This window comes from Noviherbaspirillum album, from assembly GCF_035916955.1.
GTDB classification, from domain to species: Bacteria; Pseudomonadota; Gammaproteobacteria; order Burkholderiales; family Burkholderiaceae_D; genus Noviherbaspirillum; species Noviherbaspirillum album.
Window position 1 is genome coordinate 75659 of record NZ_JAWIIV010000009.1, and the last position, 15333, is coordinate 90991.

Consider the following 15333-nt stretch of genomic DNA (forward strand, 5'->3'; position numbering starts at 1 on the left):
TGCCACTCGCGATCGCATCATGCATCGCGGCTGCTTTCGCCTCCCGGGAAATCTCCATCCTGTTCCATGATCTTTTGCCAGTAAGCACGCTTCCTCGGGTTGCGTTCGCGCTTGTGGCGCGACGCCGCCGCTGCCGCAATCGGCGAGATGTTCGCCATTTCAGCAAGACGGAAAATTTCATAAGGGTCCGCAGGCAATATTCCCTTTTTTATCTCGGACAGACGCGCGGGATGAATGCCCAGCGCACCCGCCATCTGCAGATCGGAAGAAAATCCGGCACGGGCTCTCGCCGCTTCCACCAGGTCACCTTGGTTCACAAGCAATTTGTCCTCACTCGCATTTCGGCGCATGGCGCCTCGTGCATATTTCGCGCAAGACTGAACAACACGCGCTGCATCGATGCGCTACACTTTGCGCGTTTCATGATGCGTTGAAAATATAGCGTCGCCACTTGGTTCCATACAAACGATTAATACTTACGCAAACGTTTAGTTTTCCTAATCCATGTCACATAGACTTCCACCGCTCAGCTCGCTGCGTGCATTCGAAGCAGTCGCCAGGCTGCAAAGCATCAAGGCCGCGGCAGGAGAGCTCAATGTCACCGGCGGCGCGGTCAGCCTGCAGATCCGCAACCTCGAAGAATGGCTGGGCATGCCGCTTTTCATTCGCAAGGCGCGACGCCTGGTGCTGACGACGGAAGGCAAGCGCTATTTCACATCGGTGAGCGCGGCGTTCCGGGTGCTGGGCGAGGCGACGCGGGGACTTCGCGGCAACGGCAAGTCGACATTGAACGTAAGCTGCACGCAGGGTTTCGCGCTGCAGTGGCTGGTGCCGAGAATGGAACGCTTCGCCGCCGTGGCTCCTCATATCGATGTGAAGATCGATGCGACCCATCACCTCGTTGATTTCGAGCGTGACGACATGGACTTCGCGATTCGCCACGGACTGGGCGTCTACGAGGGACTGGCAAGCGAAAAACTGGTCGACGACGATCTCATCCCGGTAGCCAGTCCCGGGCTGATCGGCAATGCGGTCTTCAAATCCCCCAACGATCTGCGTTCCTTCATGCTGCTGCATGATGAACATCGCGACGACTGGCGCGCATGGATCGCTTCCGCCGGTGCCGATGCGCTCAATGCCGAGCGCGGCATCCTGTTCAGCGGCAATGCGGTGGTCGATGCCGCAAAGGGCGGCCGGGGCATTGCCCTGCTGCGGCGCTCGCTGGTCGAAGAGGAATTGCGGTCGGGCGACCTGGTGCAGTTGTTCCCGCAAGCGCTGCGTGTCGATATTGCTTATTACCTCGTCTATCCGCAGGGCGTGCTGGACAACGGCGACGCGGAAATCTTCCGGCAATGGCTGCACAAGGAAGCGCGCGGAATCTAGGCGCGCCACCTGTCGCGGCCGCAACGGCATAAAAAAAGCCTGCATGCAGCAATGCATGCAGGCTTAACTAACGCCCGTTCAACGTTAGTAGGCAAGGACTGATGCTTAATATAAAGATCAGCCGTCCAAACTTCAAACGATTAATACTTCACTGATCAGTTAGAAAAACTTGTCGAAGAGGCCGTGAGACGCTTTCCATCACAAAGCTTCAAGACGGGCTCGCCGGTCCCGCGTTAGATTTAATGAACTGCGGAACCTTCCGTAGCCCGGCAATCTGCCGCATGCGTCTTGAACATGGGGGTAGGAAAATGGAGATCGGATTTATCGGACTCGGCGTCATGGGGCAGCCCATGGCGCTCAACCTTGCGCGGGCAGGCACGCCGCTTGTGGTCTGGAATCGCAGCGCCGACCGATGCGAAGCCTTGCATGCTGTCGGCGCCAAGATTGCCGGCAGCGCCGGCGAAGTGTTTCGCCGCACCCGCATCGTCTTCCTGATGCTGAGCGGCGGGGATGCGATGAACGAAGTTCTCGGCCGCGGAACGCCACGCTTCGCAGCCATGGTGGCACGAAATCTGGTCGTGCACATGGGCACCACCTCGCCTGAATATTCGGCGGAGCTGGAAGCAGACATCCTTGCCGCCGGCGGCCGTTACGTCGAGTGCCCGGTATCGGGTTCGCGCCTGCCGGCTGAAGCCGGACAGCTGGTGGCCATGCTTGCAGGCGAGCGGGACAGCATCGATGAAGTACGCCCCCTGCTCAAGCCGATGTGCCGCGATACCTTCGTCTGCGGTGCGGCGCCATCGGCGCTGCTCATGAAATTGGCAGTCAACCTCTACCTGATCACGATGGTTACCGGACTGGCGGAAGCGTCGCATTTCGCCGAGAGCCATGGGCTGGACATGCGTCAGTTCCTGTCGGTGCTGGATGCAGGGCCGATGGCCAGCCCCGTATCGCGCATGAAGATCGCCAAGCTGGTCGAGCGGAATTTCATGGTGCAGGCTTCTATTCTGGATGTCTTGAAGAATAACCGCCTGGTAGCCGACGCCGCCAGGCGCCGGGGCATCGCCTCGCCCCTGCTCGATGCCTGCCATGCGCTGTATGGCGAGACGGCCGCGCTCGGACACGGGCAGGATGACATGGTCGCCGTAGTGCGCGCGATCGAAGCCCGCACCGATTCCATCCTCAGGCCATCGTCCTTGCCCAGCGCGCCGGCGTCATCCCGACCGCAAGCTTGAACTGGCGAGACATGTGGGCTTGGTCGGCGAAACCGGCGTCGAGCGCGGCCGTACCCAGGCTGCTGCCCGAGGCCACCAGCGCGCGCAAGTGATCGAGCCGGCGCAGCGTACGGAAGCGGCTGGGGCTGGTGCCGAAGGCGGCGCGGAACTGCCTTGCCAATGTCCAGCGGTCCATGTCGGCGATTCTTTCAAGCTCCTCCATCGAATGCCGTACCGCCGGCGCGGCGGCGATGCATTCGCGCACGCGCAGCAGCGGCTGGAGCGCGATTCTTTTTTCCGATCGGTATGTCCCAGCGGCCACACCGCGAAGCCAGGTGGCCAGTGCATCGACGATGCCGATTCGAGAAAGCTCGTCCAGTTCGCTGTCGATGTCCCAGACTTCGCGGAGCGCATGCGCATGCAGCCTTGGCACATCCACCACAGGATTAGCAATGAAAGGCAACGGCCGACCCTGCAGCGCATCCTGCAACAGGGCAGGATCGATATAGACGATCCGGTAGCGGAACCCCTCTTCGTTTCCCGCGCCGCCGTCATGCAGTTCATCGGGATGAAGCACATGGCATTGGCCCGGCAGGCAGTGCCATGTCCGCCCGCGAAATTGAAAGCGCTGCACGCCTGACAGCGTAATGCCGATGGCATAGGTATCGTGCCGATGGGGAGCGAAAGCCTGGCCGTGCAGGCAGGCCTCCAGCCGCTCGACACCGGGCGCATTCCTGCCTAGTCTGATGCGGTCAGCCGACATGTCCATCTACCGCCCCCTTTTCGTGCGTCGTCGATGCGCGATTCCCGCTCGACGGCGAAGTCGGATCAGTATAGGTCGCGTCCGTACGATGTTGAATTCACAAATATGCAAGAACGGTATCTGAATTTCGGATGGCTTGCCCCTCCGTCGTCCATGCCGGCGGAAACAGGCCGTCTGCGAACGCGCCGTTGTCGGTGCGGCAGGACTTCGGCGCGAAGGGAAACGACACATCGCGGCATCGAAGCGAAGAAACAGGACTTCGGCATGCAGTTGCGGGATGAGCCTATCTGGTATCGCCTTGCCTTATCGCGGCGCTGCGCAAGGCTCCTACCGCGGCCGCGTCGGTGACGAAGATGCAGTCGGGACCGATGCGTTCAAGCAGGCCCGCGCGTTCCAACACGTCCGACACCTGCTTCTTTACCGCACTCATGTAAAGCACGACGCCCTTGGCTTCCAGCGTGATGCGCATCGCTTCTAGCGCTTCGATTCCGGAGGCATCGATGTCGTTGATGCCGCTTGCACACAGTAATACCCGCCTGATCGATGGGGCCTGCGTACAAGCCGACGATACAAAGCGGTCGAGCGGACCCGCTGTCAGAAAATTGAGTGCCGAATCCATGCGCACCGCCAGTACATCGTCCGCGATCGGCGCCAGCCCGAAACGCTGCCGGTCGCGCAGCGTGCCGTCCTGATGCAGGCTGACCTCGATAATGCGCGGATGCGAACGGCGATACAGGAAGGACGTCATCGCCAGTCCGATGCCCGCGAATACGCCCCAGTGAAGGTAAGGCATCGAAAAGAGAGTGACCGCGAACGTGACGGCCGCCACCATCGCATCATCGCGCGACATTGCCAGCAGGCGCTTGAATACGCCGAGATCGAGCAACGAGAATGTCGGCACGATGATCATTGCCGCCAGCACGGAACGCGGCAGGTAGTACACGATATCGAGCAGGAACAGCAGCGCGAACAATACGCAGGCGGTGGAGAACAGCGTCGACCACGCGCTGGCCGCGCCGGCATACAGGTTCAGCGCCGAACGCGAGAAGGACCCGCTGACCGGAAACGAGCCGCTGATGCCGCTGGCGATCTTCGCCAACCCCTGGCCGATCAGTTCCTGGTTTTCATCCCAGGGTGTCTGCTGGCGGCGCGCCAGCGTCCGGCAGCTCGACATGGCTTCGGTAAAGCTGACCAGTGCCAGTACGAAAGCCGCCGGCCATAGCGCCCGATGCTGTTCGAAGGAGATTGCCGGCGGCAGCGCAAGTGCCGGCAATCCGGCTGGCAGATGTCCGATCACGGCGCCTCCAAGGGCCTGGTAATCCAGTTGCCACGCTGCCGCGATCGCCAGCGCGCTGACCGCCAGGATTCCGGGAAAACGCGGCAGAAGGCGCTTGAACAGCACCAGAAGCAGGACCGCCGCGATGCCGAACAGCGAAGAGATCAGGGCGCCCGCCGGCAGTTCCACGCTTCCACTGGCCAGCGAGCGCCACTGTCCGGACGGCATGCCACGCAGCCCGAACAGGTCGGGCAACTGCGACACGATGATGATAAGCGCGGCGGCATTGATGAAACCATGAATGACGGGCTGCGATACCAGGTCGGCCACCCTGCCCAGCCGGAACGCGCCCAGCAGGAACTGGAAAAGTCCTGAATAGACCGCGAGCCAGACCGCCAGCGCTACCCATTGCCCGCTTCCCGGCGCCGCCATCGGCGACAGCGATCCGAATACCAGAAGGCTGGTCAGCGCCACCGGTCCAACCGCAAGCAGCTGGCTCGAACCCCACAGCGCCCCGATGACGGCTGGAAGCAGCGCTGCATACAAGCCCGTCTCGGGCGGCATGCCCGCAAGCGTTGCATAGGCGATGGCCTGGGGAATAAGGATGAGGCCTACGCTTAGTCCGGCCCATGCGTCGCGCGCAAGGGTAACGGTACTCGGGCGTGGCCAGCGCAGGAAGGGCAGCCAGCGCAGTAATCGGAATCGCATCGAATGTTAAGGGGAACGCGGGTAACCGTCTCATGATGCCAGAGATTGGGGTCGGCGGTTAAATGCGGTTCCGCTGCATTGTATTGAAAGGCGAGCGCGTGCATCAGCGTACGTTTGCGTGCGCCAAGGCTGACAATGCCGGCGCTCGCATGTGGAATTCCTCAACGGGAGGAATATATGCCGCGCCGAATGCGTGCCGAATGCGTAACGAATGCGAATGGATGCGTATCGCCTGCAAGCCTGCGTGAGCGTTGTTCGCCCGGCGGGATAGCCTGCCGCCCTGCCCCAGGGTCTGCAAAACAAACGGCCCGCAGGCTCGGGCCTGTGGGCCGCCGGATAAGCGGCCAACGGCCCGCGGTTAGTTCGCTTACTCGGCGTTGGACGGCAGAATGCAGGAATGCATCGCCGAGGTGTAGCGGGAGTCGTGACCCGGTGGACCCGGTGTTTTGTCCCGGGCTTCCGCTGTGCGCGATCCAGCAGCGGCGGAGGCATAGTGCCGCGCCTTGCGGTGGAAGTCTTTATCCGACTGCCATTTCTGCCTCTGGCGGCTGGCTCCTCTCTCTCAGAAAGTGTGCATGATGCCGGCCGAGATGCCGGTCCGGCCATCAACGGTATTGCTGCAGATAGGCAATCAGGTCCGCGATCTGCTGATCACTTCGTATTCCGAAGAAGCGCATCTTGTTTCCCGGCACAACGTCATCTGGAGATTTCAGGAAGGCGGCAAGCCTGTCCTCGGTCCAGACGATGCCGCTATTTTTCATGGCATCGGAGTACTTGTAATCCGTTGTCGCGCCGGCCTTGCGACCAATGATGCCGTTGAGGTGCGGACCGAATGTGCCGCGCGCGGAGGGACCGAGTTGGTGACAGGATGCGCATTTGGCAAAAGCGCGACGGCCGGCTTCGGCGTCGGCAATCACCTCGGCCGCATGCGTGGGATGGACACTCCACGCGGCCGCTGCGATTGCCAGCGCAAGGACGGTAACCGGTCTATATTCAGGCAGTTTCATGGACGACGTACAAGGACGTGGAAGGACCGGTTCATTTTAGCAGCGGGAAAATTTGTTCCCATAAGCAAGGCGACAAGTGCTACAGGCTTTTGGGAGCGAAAGACGTCCGTCATGTCAGCCGCTTCTCGATAGCGAATCATTCATGAGTGTCATTCATAGGCTCTGGCAATTCCCGGCCGACTTTCGGCTGCATTCGGGGTTACCGTTTTGTCTCCGCGTGCCGGTGTTCGCGGATTCGATACGAAGCGCCGGTCCGGCATCCGGGCCTCGACCGATTCGATGGTGCAATAAAGCGGCAACCGGTAAACATCGATCCTGTGACGATGGCTAAGGCGGCACGCCGCCGGTGCGGTACGGTGTGAATCACGGCGCATTACAGGGCCAGTTCTCCCCGAGATTACAGGAGCAATAAATGACCGAATTCAATCCGTCACGGCGGAAGTTACTCAAGGCAACAGCTGTGGCAACCAGCGGCGCCGCGATCGTGGGGCGCTTGGCTCCTGAAGCGGAAGCCGCGCCCTTGGCACAGCCGGCACAGCCGCAAGCCGGCACTCCCGCGACCATGAGCGTACTGCTGCGCGTCAATGGCACCGAACACCAGCTGATGATCGATCCGCGCACCACGCTTCTCGATGCACTGCGCGAACGCCTGCATCTGACCGGCAGCAAGAAGGGATGCGACCAGGGACAGTGCGGCGCCTGCACCGTGATTGTCGATGGACGCCGCATCACTTCCTGCCTGACGCTGGCCGTGATGCAGGAAGGACATGACATCACGACCATCGAAGGCCTGGGCACGCCGGCCAACCTGCATCCCATGCAGGCGGCCTTCATCAAGCACGATGGATACCAGTGCGGCTTCTGCACGCCTGGCCAGATCTGCTCCGCGGTTGCCATGCTCGATGAGGTGAAGGCCGGCATTCCGAGTCATGTCAGTACCGATCTGACCCAGAAGCCGGCGGCAACGCCCGAGGAGTTCCGTGAACGGATGAGCGGCAACATCTGCCGGTGCGGCGCCTATTCCAATATCCAGGAAGCGATTGCCGAAGTCGCGGGAGTGAAAGCATGAAGCCTTTTACCTATGAGAGGGCGGCATCGCCCGCCGAGGCGGCAGCGGCAGCGGCGCGCATCAAGGGCGCGCGATTCATCGCAGGCGGCACCAACCTGCTCGACCTGATGAAGCTTCAGATCGAGACGCCATCGCACCTGATCGATGTGAACGAACTCGGCCTCGACAAAATCGAGCAGACCGCGGACGGCGGACTGCGCATCGGTGCGCTGGTGCGCAATACCGACCTCGCCGCGCACGAGCGTGTGCGGCGCGACTATGCCGTGCTGTCGCGCGCGCTGCTGGCCGGCGCATCGGGCCAGTTGCGCAACCAGGCCACGACCGCCGGCAACCTGCTCCAGCGTACCCGCTGCCCTTACTTCTATGACACCAACCAGCCCTGCAACAAGCGCCAGCCGGGCACCGGTTGCGGAGCAATCGGCGGATACAGCCGGCATCACGCCATCGTCGGCACCAGCGACGCCTGCATTGCCACCCACCCGAGCGACATGGCGGTGGCGATGCGCGTGCTCGACGCCCGCGTCGAGACGGTGCGCGCCGACGGATCCGAGCGCGTTATTCCGATTGCCGACTTTCACCGCCTGCCCGGCAAGACGCCGCACATTGAAAATACGCTCGAGCCGGGCGAACTGATCACCGCCGTCACCCTGCCCCGGCCCGCGGGCGGCACGCAGGTGTACCGCAAGGTGCGGGACCGCGCTTCCTATGCATTTGCGCTCGTGTCCGTGGCCGCCATCGTCCAGCAGGACGGTACCGGCCGGATCGCGCTGGGAGGCGTCGCGCACAAGCCCTGGCGCGTGGAAGCGGCGGAACGCGAAATGCCCGGCGGTGCAAGGGCTGTCACAAGCCGACTGCTCGCCGATGCACGCACGACGCACGACAATGCGTTCAAGCTTCCTCTCGCAGAGCGCACGCTCGCGTCCATTCTTAACAAAGCATAGGGTTTGAGCCATGAAATTCGATACACCTGCCGGAAACAATCCGATCGACCAGCTCAAGGTCGTCGGCCAGCCTGTCGACCGCATCGACGGTCCGCTCAAGACGACCGGAACGGCGCCCTATGCCTACGACCGCTACGACGTCGTGCAGAATCAGGCCTACGGCTATGTGCTGGGTTCGGCCATCGCGAAAGGCCGCATCGCTTCCATGGATCTGTCCGCCGCAAAAGCGGCGCCGGGGGTCATTGCCATCGTCAACGCCCAGAATGCCGGGAAACTTGCCAAGGGCGATTTCAATACCGCCCGCCTGCTGGGGGGACCCGAGATCCAGCACTATCATCAGGCCATTGCCGTGGTGGTCGCCGAGACCTTCGAGCAGGCGCGCGCGGCGGCTCAGCTCATACGCGTCGACTACGTGCGGGCAAAGGGCGCCTACGATCTGGTCGCAATGAAGGACAAAGCGAAGCCGGCGGATGTCTTCAATAGCGCCGGCGAAACCTCGGTCGGCAACTTTGCGGGCGCCTTCGCATCGGCGCAGGTCCAGCTGGATGCGATGTATTCGACCGCGCACGAATCCCATTCCATGCTGGAGCCGCATGCATCCGTCGCCGCATGGGACGGCGGCCGGCTGACCCTGTGGACTTCCAGCCAGATGATCGCCTGGGCGGTAAGCGACATGGCAAAGACGCTGGGGATATCCAAAGAAAAGATCCGCGTGCTGTCGCCCTACATCGGCGGCGGCTTCGGCGCGAAACTCTTCCTGCGCTCAGACGCGCTGATGGCGGCGCTCGGGGCACGGGCGGCGCGGCGCCCCGTCAAGGTGGCATTGCAGCGCGCACTGATACCGAACAACACGGTGCACCGCTCGGCGACTCTCCAGCGCGTGCGCATCGGCGCCAGCCGCGACGGCAAGATCACCGCCATCGGCCATGAAAGTTGGTCGGGCAACCTGCCGGGCGGCGGACTCGAAGCAGGCGCGGTACAGACACGCGCACTGTATGCAGGCGCCAACCGCATTACGTCGAACCGGCTTGCCGTGCTCGACCTGCCGGAAGCGAATGCGATGCGGGCGCCCAATGAAGCGCCCGGGCTCGCGGTGCTCGAAATCGCGATGGACGAAATGGCCGAGAAGCTGGCAATGGACCCCATCGAATTCCGCATCCTTAATGATACGCAAGTGGTTCCCGACTTCCCGGCCAAGCCGGGGTCAAGCGATCCCCAATCGAAAAAGCCCGAACAGAAGGAAAAGGAGACGGAAAGGCCAAATCCGAATCCGCCGTTTTCGAAGCGGCAGCTGGTGCAGTGTTTCCAGACCGGAGCCGAGCGCTTCGGCTGGGACAAGCGCAATCCGAAACCGGGGCAGACGCGCGACGGACAATGGCTGGTGGGAATGGGAGTGGCTTCGGCCTACCGCGACAATCTCGTCACCAAGTCGGCGGCAAGGGTGCGTCTGGACGGCCAGGGAGCCGTCACCGTCGAAACCGACATGACGGACATCGGCACCGGCAGCTATACCATCATTGCGCAGACGGCGGCCGAAATGCTGGGCGTGCCATTGAACAAGGTAAGGGTGCGTCTGGGCGACTCCAGCTTTCCGGTGTCATGCGGCTCGGGCGGCCAGTGGGGCGGCAACAGCTCCACCTCCGGTGTCTACGCCGCCTGCATGAAGCTGCGCGAGGCCATCGCGCAGAAGGCAGGACTCGGCCCCGGCGACGCGGTGTTCTCCGACGGTCACGTTCGTTCCGGCTCGCGCAGCATTGCACTGGCCGAACTTGCCGGCAGCCGCGGCCTCGTCGCGGAGGATGCCATCGACTTCGACAAGCTCAGCGAGCAATACCAGCAGGCCACCTTCGGTGCGCATTTCGTTGAAGTGGGCGTCGATGCCGTGACCGGAGAGACGCGCGTGAGACGCATGCTCGCGGTCTGCGCCGCAGGACGCATACTCAACCCAAAGACGGCGCGCAGCCAGGTGCTCGGCGCGATGACCATGGGCGTAGGCGCCGCACTGATGGAGGAACTGGCGGTGGATACCCGGTCTGGCTTCTTCGTCAATCACGACCTTGCCGGCTACGAAGTTCCGGTACATGCCGACATACCGCACCAGGAGGTGATCTTCCTCGACGAGACCGATCCGATTTCATCGCCGATGAAGGCGAAAGGCGTTGGAGAACTCGGCATCTGCGGCATCGCGGCGGCGGTGGCGAATGCGGTCTACAACGCCACCGGGGTAAGGGTGCGCGACTATCCGATCACGCTCGACAAGCTGATCGCAAACATGCCGCCGCCGGTCTGAATGCGGTTCGGGCAGGATCGATCCTATGCTGCGCCGTCAAACCATTAAAGGACGGCTATGTATATCGCACCTTCCCGTGAACAGGCTTGGATCTGCCACAGGCGGCCTGGCGTCACGCTCGTGACGCGCTTGAATGCACGGCTGAACGCGGCTTCCGATTCATATCCGAGCCGCTGTGCCGCTCTCGACACGGTCATGCCATCGTGAATCAGCCAGGCGCTGGCCAACTGCATGCGCCATTGCGCCAGGTAGCGCAGCGGCGTTACTCCCAGCAGCGACGTGAAACCGGCGCAGAATGTGGAGCGGGACATGCCGGCCAGCCTTGCAAGGGAATCGACGGTTGGACTACCCCCGGTACCGTAGACAAATCTTGACTTCACGATGGGGCGGGTACGAACGGCAAGGGGAAGAAAACTGCCTGCTCGAAGGCAGTTTTCGGGTTGAGTCACATGACGTGAACCTGAGAAGCCTCGGATGCCCAGGCTGAGCACCGTTCAGGCAGTCTGGCCTGATGCGGAGACGTTGCCTGGAGCTTGGTTACCAGCTGCCTTTAGGGCATTGGCAAGAGGCACCATGATTGTATTATTGCCCTTATGGAATTCAAGTTCATCCAAGGACTGAGAGATAGTTGTGAAAATTCTCCTCTGGTTCGGGTCGACAGCTGGTGTATTCCTGTAGGTTCTGACATGCTTTCCCGCCAAGATATCTATCCTTTGTTTAATCTCCTTCCAGTTTGTGAGCACATCAATCAAATCGTTGTTCGGGATGTTTTTGAGGTCTGCAATTTCAGACAACAGGGGTGCCGTCCTGCGAATAACGCCGTAGTCACGCTTGCCACTCGATGAAAGATGATTGATCGAGGTTTCCGCCGCTGCCACAAGGACATCATCCGAAGGCAATGGATAAAGATCTCTGCGCAAGATGTTCATTAGTTCGAGCAAATGAGGATCTTTCATCCATTCTTGATTGACCAGCCTTGCGCTGATGTCATGCTTCATTGCAATGAATCGTTGCTGAGCCCCGGGCCCCTGATAGAGGGACTCAGTAAGCGGCAATTTCGTAATTAGTTCATCCAGTCTGCCCGCCGCGTCTTCAAGCAGCTTCTTCTTGGAACCTGGCATCTGAGCGAAAATCGATCCATTCCTGGACGCAAGTTCTGCCAACTTTGCTTGGGAAGGAAGATCAAACACGACGGAACGCAATTTTCTCAGGATGGCCATTGCAGCTGCGTCATCTGTATTTGCAGCGTGGTACTCATGTATCCAGGGAGTGGAATGATAAAAATTTGCAAACGTCTCTGCACATGTCGTGCCTTTATTCTCCAAGAAGTTGGAGAAATAAATGAGAGTACTTTTTTGTCCAAAATCCAGGTTTTTACCCTGGCTTTCCATAATATCCGGTAGCGGTTTCCCTTGAGCCAGCATCTCTGCGACTTCTGGCCTGGGTTTGATCTGCTTGTAATAATGTGCTTGCTCACTGGCGGCCGCGCCATGTGCCGATGTGCCCTGTTCAAGCAAGGCGGAGGCTCCGGTGTTGATCCGCTTCCCCGTCGAAGCACCCGTTTCCGGGCTTGCGGACGATCGTGCGTGCTTCTGGCCTGTTACAGGAGACGGGCTTCGTGACGGCGCATCGGGGGTTTTGGCACGGCCTTTTCCTTTGTGGAAGGAGACCGGTTGCAATAAAGACCCGGATTGCGCTTGTTGATACTCGCTACGCAGCATGGCCGCCCTGTGCACGCTGCCGGGCGGCGATGCCGGTGCTGGCGGTGGGGAAATGAGATGCCTGTTTGGGGTGCCCGGGGACACGAGAACGGCCAAGGACAGGGGGCGTCCGCTCTGGGCGGCAGAAACGGGAAGATTCGCAGCCACGCAAGCAGGCTGGGAGGTGGAAAAATCCGTATAAGGCATGCCTGTCGGGTTACTAATTGGTCGGATATTGCTCATCCGCTTTCCTTTCCAAAGTGATTGCCGTAATAGAGTTCTGCTTTTCCTGCAAGCAGAAGGGCTTACTAAGTAGCAATCACTCTGCCTTGGTTCCATCCTTGCCATCCGAAAATGAAAAGCTGCCTTCGCCGCATGCCAGGCGTTGGTCATTGGAGCGTTTTCACCCTGACCTGCCTGCCGATCCCGGACAGGATGCCGCCGGCACTGCGTTGTGACTCCTTGCCATGGCTTGGCCATGTCGCGTCGTCACGCCCTGTTCCAGCGGCACTCTGCCTCGGCCTCGGCCTCGACTAGGCCGGTCAGGGCGAAAAAGCTCTAGGCTGCCATTTAACGCTCATCCCTGAGCGCTGCTTGCCGTTCCAAGTTTTTCATTAAGACGACTCGCTAAATACCACTCGTTGTCGTGCTTGACCCATTTGTCGCTCCTCTCTGGGTCAAGCTCCATGCTTCCTGTATCACCTGTTCTAGTAAAGCCCCAAGCTGCATACACGGCTTCTACAGCATCGTCGAGAGCGTATAAGGAAACTTTGCCACCTTTTCCTGCCTGATCAGAAGCCTGTACCGCCCTTTCCATCAAGGCCCCTCCCGCCTTTCGTGAGCCTGGATGAGTGACTAGATCATCGATGCAAGGTATGCCGTCTTTTGCTGAGGTGTTTACAATCAACAAGCCTGCAGGGTGTTTTTCCTTGGTAATCGGATGCTGATGTATGCAAAGAATTTTCTGCCCGCCAGTTGATTGACATTCGCGCTTTTCATATCTTCCAGCATGATCTGGGTCGAGTCCACTCGGTTATGCCATGCCCGCTGCTCTTCATCCGGGACCGGTGCTTTTCTATGCAAAAAATAATTAACTGGATAATCTCGCCAGCCGTCCAAATTGTCGAGCATAGCTTCAACTGTAGCCTTTGCTTATTCGATAGTGATTTCTTCAACAGGGGCCGTGTAAGTTGGCGGGTGTTGGGAGGAGGTTGAATCTTGCTTTTCACTGAGCCGGCTTTTTACAGTGAGAAACGAGGAGGTGCGTCGAGACTCAGGCCGTGACCCTGTAACCGCCGTATTGACTGAATCAGCTTCCCTTTGTCCTGCTGTATAGGCGGAAGCTGGTCGAGGTAATACGCTTGAGACTGATGAAGTCCGTCGAGACTCCGGCCGTGATCCCGTATCCGCCGTGTTGGTTGGATCAGCGGTCCATTTCTATGGGTTGATCCGGCTCATTTGGCCGCCGGGAAGACCATTCCGCACAGGGATTACATTTTGAATTAAAAATGCGGGACCACATTGACTCTCCTCGCTAAAGAAAATGCGCTACCGCCCCAGTAGTCCGTGGCAGGCGGCAGCAAATATGTAAGCTCGATGAGTAACTACCGAGCTCAAAGAGTTCCAGTAATTAAAATATTTGTATCTCAAGAATCAGAAAAACAGGTATCCAGCATTGCTCATGGGGATGCGAATCAACCAAAGCGCGGCTAGATGCAAGGGGTAATAGGCGTAGAAAGTCCGACGAAGGCGCGGCACACGCAGATCGAGACAGGAGGCCACCAGAAGCAGCGGAAAGGCCATCAAGGTCGACCAATTCGCGTTGATGACCCACGGCGCCCCGCAGGACACCACGGCGAAAGCCGCGGCAATCATCGAAGGCCATCTGAAGTATGTCCAAGCGGCCAGAACCCTGAATTGTCTTACCGATCCGGACGAGGGCATAAGTGCTTGACTGATGAGGCACTGCCCCGAGCCTTGCCCGGGGCGTTCGCATACTAAAACAGCAGCGTCTTCAAGCAATCCCGCACCAGGGCATGCCTTTTTGCCGCATCGGCATTGTCGAGAATGTCAATGTTCAATGCAAATGCATAGGGCTTGCCCTCCTTCTCGATCCAGCCCACCAGCCACCCGATCTGCGCCGTCGCCGAGTGGAAGCCCCAGCCTGTTTTTGCAAACATGGTGTAGCCCTGCGTACCTTCCTGCTGAATCATGCTGCGCATCGTGAGCATGCTGCGTTCGCTGAACGGCAGCTGGCGCTGCGCCAGTCTAGCCATCAGGCGCGCCTGTTCGATTGCGGAAATCTCCAGCGGCCCATCGAGCCAGAACCGGTCGATCACCGTGCCGAGTTTGCGATTGCCATAACCGACCAGATCGATATAGTGCTGCATGCGCCGCGCACCGATACGCCGCGCCAGTTCCTGATATACCGGGACATTCGATATGCGAATGCCATCGCGCAGGTTCATGTCGCGCTCCCATTCCTTGATGAGTTGCGGTTTGCCGCCATAGGGTAGAACCTCCAGTTCGTCTTGCACGGCGCCTGTGTCCATGCCTATCATCGCATTGAAGATCTTGAACGTGGATTGCGGCGCGAAGCGCTGATTGGCGCGCTTCCTGTCATGCACCGAAATCCGATCGGCGGCAATGTCGTACAGCGCGAAAGTGCCGGACACGCCGGCGGCGCTGAAATGATTCGCGAGTTCGGCGCGCTCGACGGTTTCGGTTGCAAAGACGGAAGCGCCGGCGAAAAACATGGCGGCAGCCAGGGTGCGAAAGATCAGTTTGAACATGGAAGCTCCATCGTTGAAAAGGAGCATGCATGCTAGATTCGCGCACGCAGTCAGACAATCGCTCGGCGCTTAACGGCAGCAACCGGTGTAACCTCTGTCCCATCAGTGTGGATTTTCCTGCACCTCGGAATGAAGAAAATCCCGAATGACCAAGCACGGCGTCTTGGGCATGCAGCCGGGAAGCCGGCAG

The 15333-nt window shown here is 60.0% G+C and carries 15 protein-coding genes; 5 read left to right on the plus strand and 10 right to left on the minus strand.

Translation table 11 applies throughout. From position 1 onward, the window contains the following. Window positions 1-17: 17 nt before the first annotated feature. Entirely contained in the window at window positions 18-317 is a 300-nt protein-coding gene (locus tag RY831_RS12695; protein ID WP_326506720.1) for a hypothetical protein, read from the minus strand. Window positions 318-504: 187 nt separating this feature from the next. Between RY831_RS12695 and gcvA the strand changes: the two genes are divergently transcribed. Together gcvA and RY831_RS12705 are read left to right on the plus strand one after the other, a co-directional pair. Continuing rightward, the gene (gene gcvA, locus RY831_RS12700) at window positions 505-1383 is read left to right on the plus strand and encodes a transcriptional regulator GcvA (RefSeq protein ID WP_326506721.1); all 879 of its coding nucleotides are present in this window, start codon (window positions 505-507) and stop codon (window positions 1381-1383) included. Window positions 1384-1691: 308 nt separating this feature from the next. Next, window positions 1692-2618 carry an NAD(P)-dependent oxidoreductase gene (locus RY831_RS12705; RefSeq protein WP_326506722.1) on the plus strand — a complete coding sequence of 309 codons (927 nt, stop codon included), beginning with the start codon at window positions 1692-1694 and terminating at the stop codon, window positions 2616-2618. Here the strand turns inward: RY831_RS12705 and RY831_RS12710 are convergent. From RY831_RS12710 to RY831_RS12720, 3 genes are all read right to left on the minus strand, one after another. Next, complete coding sequence (locus RY831_RS12710; RefSeq protein ID WP_326506723.1) at window positions 2566-3366, minus strand: AraC family transcriptional regulator; 801 nt, start codon at window positions 3364-3366, stop codon at window positions 2566-2568. The genes RY831_RS12705 and RY831_RS12710 overlap by 53 nt on opposite strands. A 277-nt stretch (window positions 3367-3643) precedes the next feature. Beyond that, complete coding sequence (locus RY831_RS12715) at window positions 3644-5344, minus strand: SulP family inorganic anion transporter (protein WP_326506724.1); 1701 nt, start codon at window positions 5342-5344, stop codon at window positions 3644-3646. Window positions 5345-5949: 605 nt separating this feature from the next. Then, window positions 5950-6351 carry a c-type cytochrome gene (locus RY831_RS12720; RefSeq protein ID WP_326506725.1) on the minus strand — a complete coding sequence of 134 codons (402 nt, stop codon included), beginning with the start codon at window positions 6349-6351 and terminating at the stop codon, window positions 5950-5952. Between the two features lie 412 nt (window positions 6352-6763). On the opposite strand from RY831_RS12720, the gene paoA reads away from it, so the two are divergent. Genes paoA through RY831_RS12735 form a run of 3 tightly spaced genes read left to right on the plus strand, consistent with a single transcriptional unit; the run spans window position 6764 to window position 10651 of the window. Further along, window positions 6764-7420: an aldehyde dehydrogenase iron-sulfur subunit PaoA gene (paoA, locus tag RY831_RS12725; protein WP_326506726.1), complete on the plus strand. Its 657-nt coding sequence runs from the start codon at window positions 6764-6766 to the stop codon at window positions 7418-7420. Beyond that, window positions 7417-8361 carry an FAD binding domain-containing protein gene (locus tag RY831_RS12730; RefSeq protein WP_326506727.1) on the plus strand — a complete coding sequence of 315 codons (945 nt, stop codon included), beginning with the start codon at window positions 7417-7419 and terminating at the stop codon, window positions 8359-8361. Before paoA ends, RY831_RS12730 begins: the two co-directional genes overlap by 4 nt. 10 nt (window positions 8362-8371) lie before the next feature. Further along, window positions 8372-10651, plus strand: coding sequence for a molybdopterin cofactor-binding domain-containing protein (locus RY831_RS12735; RefSeq protein ID WP_326506728.1), 2280 nt, complete (start codon window positions 8372-8374; stop codon window positions 10649-10651). Window positions 10652-10695: 44 nt separating this feature from the next. Here the strand turns inward: RY831_RS12735 and RY831_RS12740 are convergent, their stop codons facing one another. The 6 genes from RY831_RS12740 to blaOXA all read right to left on the minus strand — a co-directional run bounded on the left by RY831_RS12740 (window position 10696) and on the right by blaOXA (window position 15143). Further along, window positions 10696-11142 carry a helix-turn-helix transcriptional regulator gene (locus RY831_RS12740; RefSeq protein ID WP_326506729.1) on the minus strand — a complete coding sequence of 149 codons (447 nt, stop codon included), beginning with the start codon at window positions 11140-11142 and terminating at the stop codon, window positions 10696-10698. A gap of 3 nt (window positions 11143-11145) precedes the next feature. Next, window positions 11146-12594, minus strand: a complete 1449-nt coding sequence (locus RY831_RS12745; protein ID WP_326506730.1) for a hypothetical protein — start codon at window positions 12592-12594, stop codon at window positions 11146-11148. A gap of 334 nt (window positions 12595-12928) precedes the next feature. Then, window positions 12929-13168 carry a hypothetical protein gene (locus RY831_RS12750; protein ID WP_326506731.1) on the minus strand — a complete coding sequence of 80 codons (240 nt, stop codon included), beginning with the start codon at window positions 13166-13168 and terminating at the stop codon, window positions 12929-12931. Between the two features lie 86 nt (window positions 13169-13254). Then, a complete protein-coding gene (locus RY831_RS12755) occupies window positions 13255-13482 on the minus strand; it encodes a hypothetical protein (RefSeq protein WP_326506732.1) in 228 nt (75 codons plus the stop codon). Between the two features lie 522 nt (window positions 13483-14004). Continuing rightward, complete coding sequence (locus RY831_RS12760; protein ID WP_437126265.1) at window positions 14005-14295, minus strand: TraX family protein; 291 nt, start codon at window positions 14293-14295, stop codon at window positions 14005-14007. A gap of 53 nt (window positions 14296-14348) precedes the next feature. Then, window positions 14349-15143: a class D beta-lactamase gene (blaOXA, locus tag RY831_RS12765; RefSeq protein WP_326506734.1), complete on the minus strand. Its 795-nt coding sequence runs from the start codon at window positions 15141-15143 to the stop codon at window positions 14349-14351. Window positions 15144-15333 lie beyond the last annotated feature (190 nt).